The sequence below is a fragment of the Bradyrhizobium sp. genome (assembly GCF_049581145.1).
In the GTDB taxonomy this organism is placed as follows: domain Bacteria; phylum Pseudomonadota; class Alphaproteobacteria; order Rhizobiales; family Xanthobacteraceae; genus Bradyrhizobium.
Genome location: NZ_JBAURI010000140.1, coordinates 1 through 7,900, shown reverse-complemented (window position 1 = coordinate 7,900; position 7,900 = coordinate 1). Strand labels below are relative to the sequence as shown.

9 protein-coding genes are annotated in these 7,900 nt (G+C 62.7%); 7 read left to right on the top strand and 2 right to left on the bottom strand.

All coding sequences use genetic code 11. The features are described from left to right. From WCB02_RS04635 to WCB02_RS04605, 7 genes are all read left to right on the top strand, one after another. A partial coding sequence (locus tag WCB02_RS04635) for a peptidoglycan DD-metalloendopeptidase family protein (RefSeq protein ID WP_423956663.1) occupies nucleotides 1-693 on the top strand: 693 nt, incomplete at its 5' end. Between the two features lie 121 nt (nucleotides 694-814). Beyond that, complete coding sequence (locus WCB02_RS04630) at nucleotides 815-1,195, top strand: DUF2946 family protein (RefSeq protein WP_423956662.1); 381 nt, start codon at nucleotides 815-817, stop codon at nucleotides 1,193-1,195. Nucleotides 1,196-1,409: 214 nt separating this feature from the next. Then, nucleotides 1,410-2,231 carry a tonB-system energizer ExbB gene (gene exbB, locus WCB02_RS04625; protein ID WP_423956661.1) on the top strand — a complete coding sequence of 274 codons (822 nt, stop codon included), beginning with the start codon at nucleotides 1,410-1,412 and terminating at the stop codon, nucleotides 2,229-2,231. 4 nt (nucleotides 2,232-2,235) lie between these two features. Next, nucleotides 2,236-2,670: a TonB system transport protein ExbD gene (gene exbD, locus WCB02_RS04620; RefSeq protein WP_423956660.1), complete on the top strand. Its 435-nt coding sequence runs from the start codon at nucleotides 2,236-2,238 to the stop codon at nucleotides 2,668-2,670. Further along, nucleotides 2,667-3,392, top strand: coding sequence for an energy transducer TonB (locus WCB02_RS04615; protein WP_423956659.1), 726 nt, complete (start codon nucleotides 2,667-2,669; stop codon nucleotides 3,390-3,392). The genes exbD and WCB02_RS04615 overlap by 4 nt, the downstream gene beginning before the upstream one ends. A gap of 202 nt (nucleotides 3,393-3,594) precedes the next feature. Further along, on the top strand, nucleotides 3,595-3,957 hold the full coding sequence (locus tag WCB02_RS04610) for a DUF2946 family protein (RefSeq protein WP_423956658.1): 363 nt from the start codon (nucleotides 3,595-3,597) through the stop codon (nucleotides 3,955-3,957). A gap of 341 nt (nucleotides 3,958-4,298) precedes the next feature. After that, entirely contained in the window at nucleotides 4,299-6,659 is a 2,361-nt protein-coding gene (locus WCB02_RS04605; RefSeq protein ID WP_423956657.1) for a TonB-dependent receptor, read from the top strand. Between the two features lie 222 nt (nucleotides 6,660-6,881). Here WCB02_RS04605 and WCB02_RS04600 read toward each other — a convergent pair whose 3' ends face one another. Together WCB02_RS04600 and WCB02_RS04595 are read right to left on the bottom strand one after the other, a co-directional pair. Next, a complete protein-coding gene (locus tag WCB02_RS04600; RefSeq protein ID WP_423956656.1) occupies nucleotides 6,882-7,268 on the bottom strand; it encodes a YidH family protein in 387 nt (128 codons plus the stop codon). Nucleotides 7,269-7,400: 132 nt separating this feature from the next. Beyond that, the gene (locus WCB02_RS04595) at nucleotides 7,401-7,880 is read right to left on the bottom strand and encodes a carboxymuconolactone decarboxylase family protein (protein WP_423956655.1); all 480 of its coding nucleotides are present in this window, start codon (nucleotides 7,878-7,880) and stop codon (nucleotides 7,401-7,403) included. Between the last annotated feature and the right edge of the window lie 20 nt (nucleotides 7,881-7,900).

The following is a 7,900-nucleotide window of genomic DNA, read 5'->3' as shown; positions in this document are numbered from 1 at the left end:
GCCTATTCGCAAATCCGCTTTCCGCTGGAAGCTCCGGCCTTCGTTCATTCGCAATTCGGTGGCCGCCGATCAGGCGACAAGTCGGATCAGCCGAACAGCGCCTATCCGTGGCGTGACAATTTCTGCGAGGCGCGAAGTTTTGGTGTCGGACAATGCGCCAGCGGCTTCGGTCATCAGGGCGAGGATATCCGGCCGGGCGCCTGCCCTGCCCAGCGGGATGACCCCGACGGCTGCAATCCCAAGCAGCAGCCGATCGTCGCCGTGCGCGACGGCGTCGTGATCCGCTCGCAGAAGCAACAGGCGGCGACATTGCAGGTCAACACCCGCACCGAGCATATCCGCTTCCGCTACATGCACATGTCGCCGTCGAGCATGGATGCCGACGGCCTGCTCAACGGGCGCCAGGTGGCCGAGGGCGAAAAGATCGGCGTGGTCTCCAATTATCTCGACCATCCCAACGGCACCACCCGTCATCTGCACTTCGACGTGCAGGTGTTCACGCGCGACGGCTGGATCTGGGTCAGCCCCTATGTGACCCTGATTTCGGCCTATGAGCGGCTGATCGGTGGCCGTGGCCGCGAAATCGGCCCCGAAATCGCGGCCGCGCCGCCGGCTCCGGCGCCGCCCTCCCTCGCACACGCTCTGCCGGAGGATGTCGCCCATCCCGACATGCAAGAAGGCAGCGAAAACTAGGGCTCTGCTCGGTTAAATCATCGCGCGGTCGCCAACGGGATCACGGACTTCCGATTGACCGGACGGCCAAGTCAGATAAGATTGCAGCGCAGCAACGAACTTGGATACGAATTAACATCGAATGCGGTGGTTGAGGGATCATATCAGGCACGGTTCATGGCTGGCGCTGATCGCGCTGGCCGTCAACATTGGCCTGTCCTTCGGTCACGTCCACGCGTTCAACGGCAAGCCCTCCCCGCAAGGCTCGCAGCTCGTCTTGATCGCGTCACCCGACGGCCATCACACGCCGGGGCATTCTGACGACAAGGCGGACTATCTCTGCCCGATCTGCATGGCCGCCACGGCCATGGCGAATGCGCTCGCCTCGACGCCACCGCTGTTGCAGGTGGCATTTGCCGACACGCCGATCGATCGCGCAATCGAACCGGCTTTCGTCCTCGTTGACCAGCCACGAGCGCCGTTTCAGTCGCGCGGCCCGCCGACATCCCCCATCGCTGCCTAGACACGTCCGTCACGCGACCCGCCGAGGCGCGCAGACGTTATCGGCCTCACCATGCGAGCTCTGCGTTCTTGCAACGCGAAGCGCGGAGTCGATTCAGGATTTTCGGATGATTGATCCCTGGCCGGGCGCGCTGGCGGGGAATCTGGCTATCCGGATGTTTCGATGTGGTCAGGCCGTTCGACAACATCCCTTCCATCATCGACGAGAGCACCACATGCGGCATAGCAACGACAAGCGCGGCCCCAGCGGCAGATCTGGCGGCGGAGAAATATTGTCGAGGGCCGCGGCGCTTCTGGCCTGCCTTGCGATCACGATCGAGCCCGCCTTTGCCCAGGGCCCAAATCCGCTGCTGCCGCGAAACCTGTCGCCATGGGGCATGTTCCTCAACGCGGATATCGTGGTGAAGGTCGTGATGGTCGGGCTTGCCCTCGCATCGCTGGCGACCTGGACGATCTGGCTTGCCAAGACCATCGAGCTGCGCCTCGAGAGCAGGACCGCGCGGCGCAGGCTCAGGATGCTGGAGAGCGGCGGCCTGCTCGCGGAAGCGGTACGCGCCTGCGGCAGCAAGACGGATGCCGTCGCCCAGTTGATCCTGTCGACCGAGCGCGAAGCCGAGCTGTCTGACGGCATCATCGATGACGGGTTCAAGGAGCGTGTCGGCTTGCGGCTCGAGCGGGTCGAGGCCGCAATGACACGGCAGATTTCGCGCGGGATCGGGATTCTCGCCACGATCGGGGCGACCGCACCGTTCGTCGGCCTGTCCGGCACCGTCTGGGGCATCATGAACTCCTTCATCGGCATTTCCGAGTCGCACACCACCAATCTCGCGGTGGTCGCGCCCGGCATTGCCGAAGCCCTGCTTGCGACCGCGCTTGGACTCGTTGCGGCGATTCCGGCGGTCGTGATCTACAACCATCTCGCCCGGGTGATCAGCGGTTACCGCGCCCTGCTGGGCGATGCCTCCGCGCAGCTGCTGTTGATGATCAGCCGCCGACAACGTGGCCGCGCCTCGGCGCTGCCGCACGCCGCGGAGTGACACAATGGCGATGCGTCTTGGGTCACGTTCGAACGATGGAGATCTCGAGATCCAGCACGAGATCAATGTCACGCCGTTCATCGACGTCATCCTGGTCCTGCTCATCATCTTCATGGTGGCGGCGCCGCTGGCCACCGTCGATATCGGCGTCAACCTGCCCGCGAGTACGGCGCCCGAGCAGCCGCGGCCGGACAAACCGGTGTTCGTGACGATCAAGCCGGATGAGACGATCGCGGTCGGCGAAACCGTCGTCGCACGCGACGAACTGGGCACCGCGCTCGACGCCGCGACCAACAACCACAAGGATGAAACGATTTTTGTCCGTGGCGACAAGGCCCTGAGCTATGCCGGATTGATGGGAGTGATGAACAGCTTGCGTGATGCCGGTTATCTCAAGCTCGCGTTGGTCGGGCTGGAAGCACCGGTAGCCAAGCCATGAACGCGTTCGCGCTGCATCAGCCGGAAAGGCACGGGCTCTCCCGCTGGGCGCTGGCCGGATTGACGATCATCGTGGCGCATGCCGCGATCTTTGCAGCGATTGCGCTGTGGTATGCCCGCCGACCGGCAGAACCGAACATCGTTGCCGCGATCGCCGTGACGCTTGCGCCGGTCGAAGGCAGTTCGCCCGTGACTCGGGATCAGGACATCGCCGTCGGCCCGACCATGCAACAGGCGGACGCGGCACCGACGGAGCCTCCCAAGGAAGAGAAGACGGAGGAACAGGTGGTGCAGCCCCCTACGCCGCCACACCAGGCCGACGTCGCGCTGCCAAGGGACGAGCCGAAGCAAGTGGAAAAGCCGACGGAATCCAGACCGCCCGCTCCCGAAACGCGCGCGCTGCCGAAGACCGACCACGTCGGCCAATTCAGCGAGGCCGGCGCCAAAGCCTACAACATGCTGGTGATGGGGCATCTGCAGCGCTACAAACGCTACCCTCGGTCGGCACACGGGGCTTCCGGAACGACACTCGTACAGTTCGAATTGAACCGCGCGGGCGAGGTGATCGAGAGCACGGTGACGAAATCGTCCGGCAACAAGGTGCTCGATCAGGAGGCGCTCGACACCCTCCACCGCGCCAGCCCCTTTCCGGCGTTTCCGGCTGCCAAGCCCGGCGCGGATGATAGCTACACCGTGCCGGTAACGTTCGAAAGAAACAGCTGATCCGTCGGGCACCACGCTGCCAGCGTGAAGCAAGCTTCAACCGCCCCCCGCGAACCGGAGTTGCGAAAATCACACAAACCAAGCGAATCTACCACCATGCGAATGGACCGTGGTTGACGCCGCGCATCACTGCTTGCGATGTTACATTATTCGTTGGAACGACTGAAGTATTCCGGACTTCCGGCGAAAGGTAGTTACCGACATGAAATGGCTCCGATCCAACATCAAACATGGTTCGCGGATTGCGCTTTTTGCGCTCGCTATCCAGTTTGCGTTGTCGTTCGGGCACTTCCACGGGATTGCCGCAGACGCCGCGCCGGTTGCGGCTGGTCTATCCGTTCAACATCAGCAACCTGGGTCCGATCGGGATTCTGACCGGCACGCGAATGATGTTTGCGCGATCTGCGCCGTGATGGCCATGGCCAGCACGGCGTTGTTTGCCACGCCCCCGGTGCTGCGGCTGCCGCAAGCCGTAGAACTGTCATCCCTGGCCCCCGACGCCGAGTTCGTTCACGTCCACTCCGTTCGCGTCGCCTTTCACTCCCGCGCTCCTCCGATCTTCTGAAGTCGATTGAGTGGTCGCGCGGACCGGTCTGCAGGATTTGCGGTCGGTCCGAGGGGTGAATCGAAATCAGTCCGTCGCGGGTCGACGGCAGGCGCTTGTTCAATTCGTTGACGACGATCTGCGTGCGCCTTTGCGGGAAGTGGACGATGTCAGTCTTTACAAAACGAACGTTCGCCGCCGGAGCGGCCTCCTTGGTGATCTGCGGCCTCGGCGGAGCGGCACACTCGCAGACCCCTGCGCCTGCGGAAAATCCGCCGGCGACGGCCCCTGCGGAGAATGCCCCTGCGGCCGCCCCTGCGGAAAGTTCGCCTGCAGCGGCTCCCACGGAAAATGCCCCGAACGTGCTTCCCGAGCTCAAGGTCCGAGAGCCCAAGCAAGCAGCCAAGCCCGCCAGACAGAAACCGCGCGAGGTGGCCCGCAGCGGCGCCTCCACACCGCGAACGACGCCGCCGGCGCCGGTCACGCCGGAGGCCCAGCTCGCTGCGAAAAGCGGCGTGTTCGATCAGTCCCGCAGCAATCTCTACACGACCGCAGGCACCACCTCCGACACGATCAGCCACGACGCCATCCAGAATCTGCCACAGGGCGACAATGCGCCGGTCGAGAAGGTATTGCTGCAAGCCCCGGGCGTCTCTCAGGATTCCGCCGCCAGCGGCGCGCTGCATGTCCGCAACGATCACGCCAACGTCCAATTCCGCATCAACGGGGTGATGCTGCCGGACGGCGTCACCGGCTTCGGCAGCATTCTCGACACCGGCTTGATCGGCAGCATGGCGCTCGTCACCGGCGCCCTGCCGGCTGAATTCGGGCTGCGCACCGTCGGTCTCGTCGACATCACGACCCGGACCGATGTGTTCAATAACAGCGGCAGCGTCAGCATGTACGGCGGCAGCCATGGCACCATCAACCCAAGCGTCGAATATGGCGGCACCTTCGGCGGCAACTGTCCGGCAACCACGTCCACGCCAAGCCAGGCAACTACGTCCGCGCCAACCTATGTCAAGGCGCCAGCCTCCGCGAATTGTTTTGCCGGCGTGCAGTACTTCTTCTCCGGCCGCTATCTGCAGACCACGGTCGGAATCGAAAATCCGACGCCCGCCTACAACGCGATCCACGATTTCTCGCAGCAGGAGAAGGGCTTTGCCTACATGTCCGCGTTCGTCGACCCGACCACGAGGGTCAGCCTGATCGCGGGCACCTCGATCAACAACTTCGAGATTCCCGATGTTCCCGGCAAACCGGTCGGGACGCTCGGAAATCCGCCGGTCACCGACGCTTTCGGCATCACCAATTTCAATTCGGCGCAGCTCAACGAAAACCAGAGCGAGGTCACTCATTTTGGCGTGCTGTCGGTGCAGACATCCGCCAACGGGCTCGACACCCAATTGTCCTATTTCACCCGCTACAACAATCTGAAATATTATCCGGATCCAGTCGGCGATCTGCTCCTGAACGGCATCGCCTCGAGCGTGACCCGCAACTCCTACACCAATGGCATCCAGGGCGACGCTTCCTATCAGGTGAATTCGACCCATACGCTTCGCACCGGCTTCACCGTCAGCGGCGAGCAATCATTCGTCGGCAATTCGTCGCTGGTCGAACCCTGCATGATCTGCGACGGCAGCGACAACGGCGCACCCGAGACGATCACCAACGACGTCTCGAAACTGGGCGTGCTGATGGGGGTCTACGCCCAGGACGAGTGGAAACTCACCAACCAGCTGACCATGAACTATGGCTTGCGCTTCGACCAGATGTATCAATATGTCGATGCCAACCAGTTCAGCCCGCGGCTGAGCTTCACCTATAAGCCGTTCGAGGACACCACGTTCCATGCCGGCTATGCGCGCTACTTCACGCCGCCGGTGCTGACGGAAGCGGCCCCGCCCAACATCGCCTTGTTCAACAACACCACCGGCCAGGTGACTGGCCAAAGCAGTCCCGTGCTGCCCGAGCGCTCGCATTACTTCGATGCCGGCGTCGATCAAAAGTTCAAATTTGGCTGCGCTTCAGGGGGAAAGGACTGCTCCAGCATCGATCTCGGCGTCGATGCCTACTACAAGATCGCGCAGGATCTGCTCGACAACGGCACGTTCGGCCAGGCGCTGGTGCTGAGCGCCTTCAATTATGCCCGGGGATACAACGAAGGCGTCGAATTCCACGCCAAGTACAATAAAGGAAACTTTCAGGCCTACGCCAATCTGGCGGTTGCCCAGCAGAGAGCCAATGACCCGGTGTCGAATCAATATCTGTTCGACAACACCACGCCGCTTGCGGACCTTGGCGGCCTGACCGCGCTTCAGTACGCGCAGACCCACTTCATCTATACCGATCACAACCAGTTCGTCACCGCCTCGGCTGGCGTCTCCTATCAATTCTGCGGCCGGGCGGCGACGGTCGCGGAAACCTTCGACGCATTGTCGTGGTGTGGAACCACGTTCAGCGCCGACGCAATCTATGGCAGCGGCCTGCGCAATGGCGACGACAATATCACCACGGTGCCCGCCTACACCCAGGTCAATCTTGGCATCAAGCGCGAGTTCCTGCTGCCGAACGATCCGAAGCCGATGACGATTCGCTTCGATGTCGTCAATTTGTTCGACTCGATCTACGAAATCAGGGACGGAACCGGCATCGGCGTGTTCGCACCGCAGTTCGGCCCGCGCCGCGGCTTCTTCCTTGGCATCTCGAAAAAGATATGAGGAATGGAACGGTTGACTGGCCGGGAATGGTGGCATTCCCGGCCAGCAAACCGGGTGCGCACGCGTCGCTGAATGTCCGCTGCATCCTGCTGCGTCATGACAAAGTCGCGGGTGGCGGCTACAATAGGGATGCCAACGGAACACTAGCGCGCTGCTGACAGCCTGCGTGCCACGATGTCACCTGGCAGGCGTTCATTCCATCCCATGACCGTCAGCCAACGTCTATTCCAGCGCCAGATAGAAGCTCAGCGTCGCGACGATCAGCGCCAGCACGACGGCGAGGATCAGCTCGGTCCTGACACTTGCCGCGGAGTGCGTTTTCTCGTCATCGATCAGTCGGCTGGTGCGGATGAAACGAACCAGGGAAACGACGATGATTCCCATTCCGACGATGATGAGCACCAATCCGTCATAGTGGCTCAGCGACCCCGACAATTTGTCAAGCCGCAGGCGCTTGACGGTATCGGCTGAGGCCGCTTCCGCCATGGTCCTCACGAACAGGTTGAACTTCTCGACCACGAAGCCGAAGGCGATCGTGGCGATACCCGTGCGCACCCAGGCGAGAAAGGTGCGCTCATTGGCGGCATGATCGGAATATCTGGTGATCACGGAAACCTCTTGGTCGGGAGAGTGAGATTGCCGCAAGGGCCTTCCGGGCGCGACGCTCCCTCATCTGCGCGGCTGCCGAGCATTCTAGACAAACTGTTGACCCGCGCCAGCCGCCGCGGCCGGCCGCCGCCCCTACGACACCCCGGTCGCGGTGGTTCTTTGCCGTTCCGGCGGCGTCCAGCGATAGGCGGCGCCGAACCTGTTCCAGACATTGATCGCGGCAATGGCCGAGGAGAGGTAGAGCAGCTCTTCGCTTGAAAACGCGGCGCTTGCCTGCGCATAGGCCTCATCGCTGACGCCGCCGTCGAGATGCGTCAGCGCCTCCGTCCACGCCAGCGCGGCGCGCTCGTGGCTGGAGAATTGCGGCGCCTCACGCCAGACCACGACCAGATTGAGCTTGTCGGGGGCAACCCCGAGCTTCTCCGCCTGCAGGATGTGGTACTGGACGCAGAAGGCGCAGCCGTTGATCTGCGAGGCGCGCGGCTTGACCAGCTCGAGCAATTGCCTGTCGAGGCCGGCCTTGCCGGCAAGCTGGCCCAGCGCCAGCACCGCGTCGTAGACATCGGGCGCGAGAGTCTTCAAGTCGCTGTTTTCACCGCGGGCATGTGACATGCTGGTCGCCTCATGTTATC

Bases quoted from the DNA above. Each gene is read 5' to 3' on its own strand.
- exbB (WP_423956661.1), top strand. From the start codon at position 1,410: ATGCGGCATAGCAACGACAAGCGCGGCCCCAGCGGCAGATCTGGCGGC.
- WCB02_RS04595 (WP_423956655.1), bottom strand. From the start codon at position 7,880: ATGTCACATGCCCGCGGTGAAAACAGCGACTTGAAGACTCTCGCGCCC.
- WCB02_RS04615 (WP_423956659.1), top strand. From the start codon at position 2,667: ATGAACGCGTTCGCGCTGCATCAGCCGGAAAGGCACGGGCTCTCCCGC.
- WCB02_RS04610 (WP_423956658.1), top strand. From the start codon at position 3,595: ATGAAATGGCTCCGATCCAACATCAAACATGGTTCGCGGATTGCGCTT.
- WCB02_RS04630 (WP_423956662.1), top strand. From the start codon at position 815: ATGCGGTGGTTGAGGGATCATATCAGGCACGGTTCATGGCTGGCGCTG.
- exbD (WP_423956660.1), top strand. From the start codon at position 2,236: ATGGCGATGCGTCTTGGGTCACGTTCGAACGATGGAGATCTCGAGATC.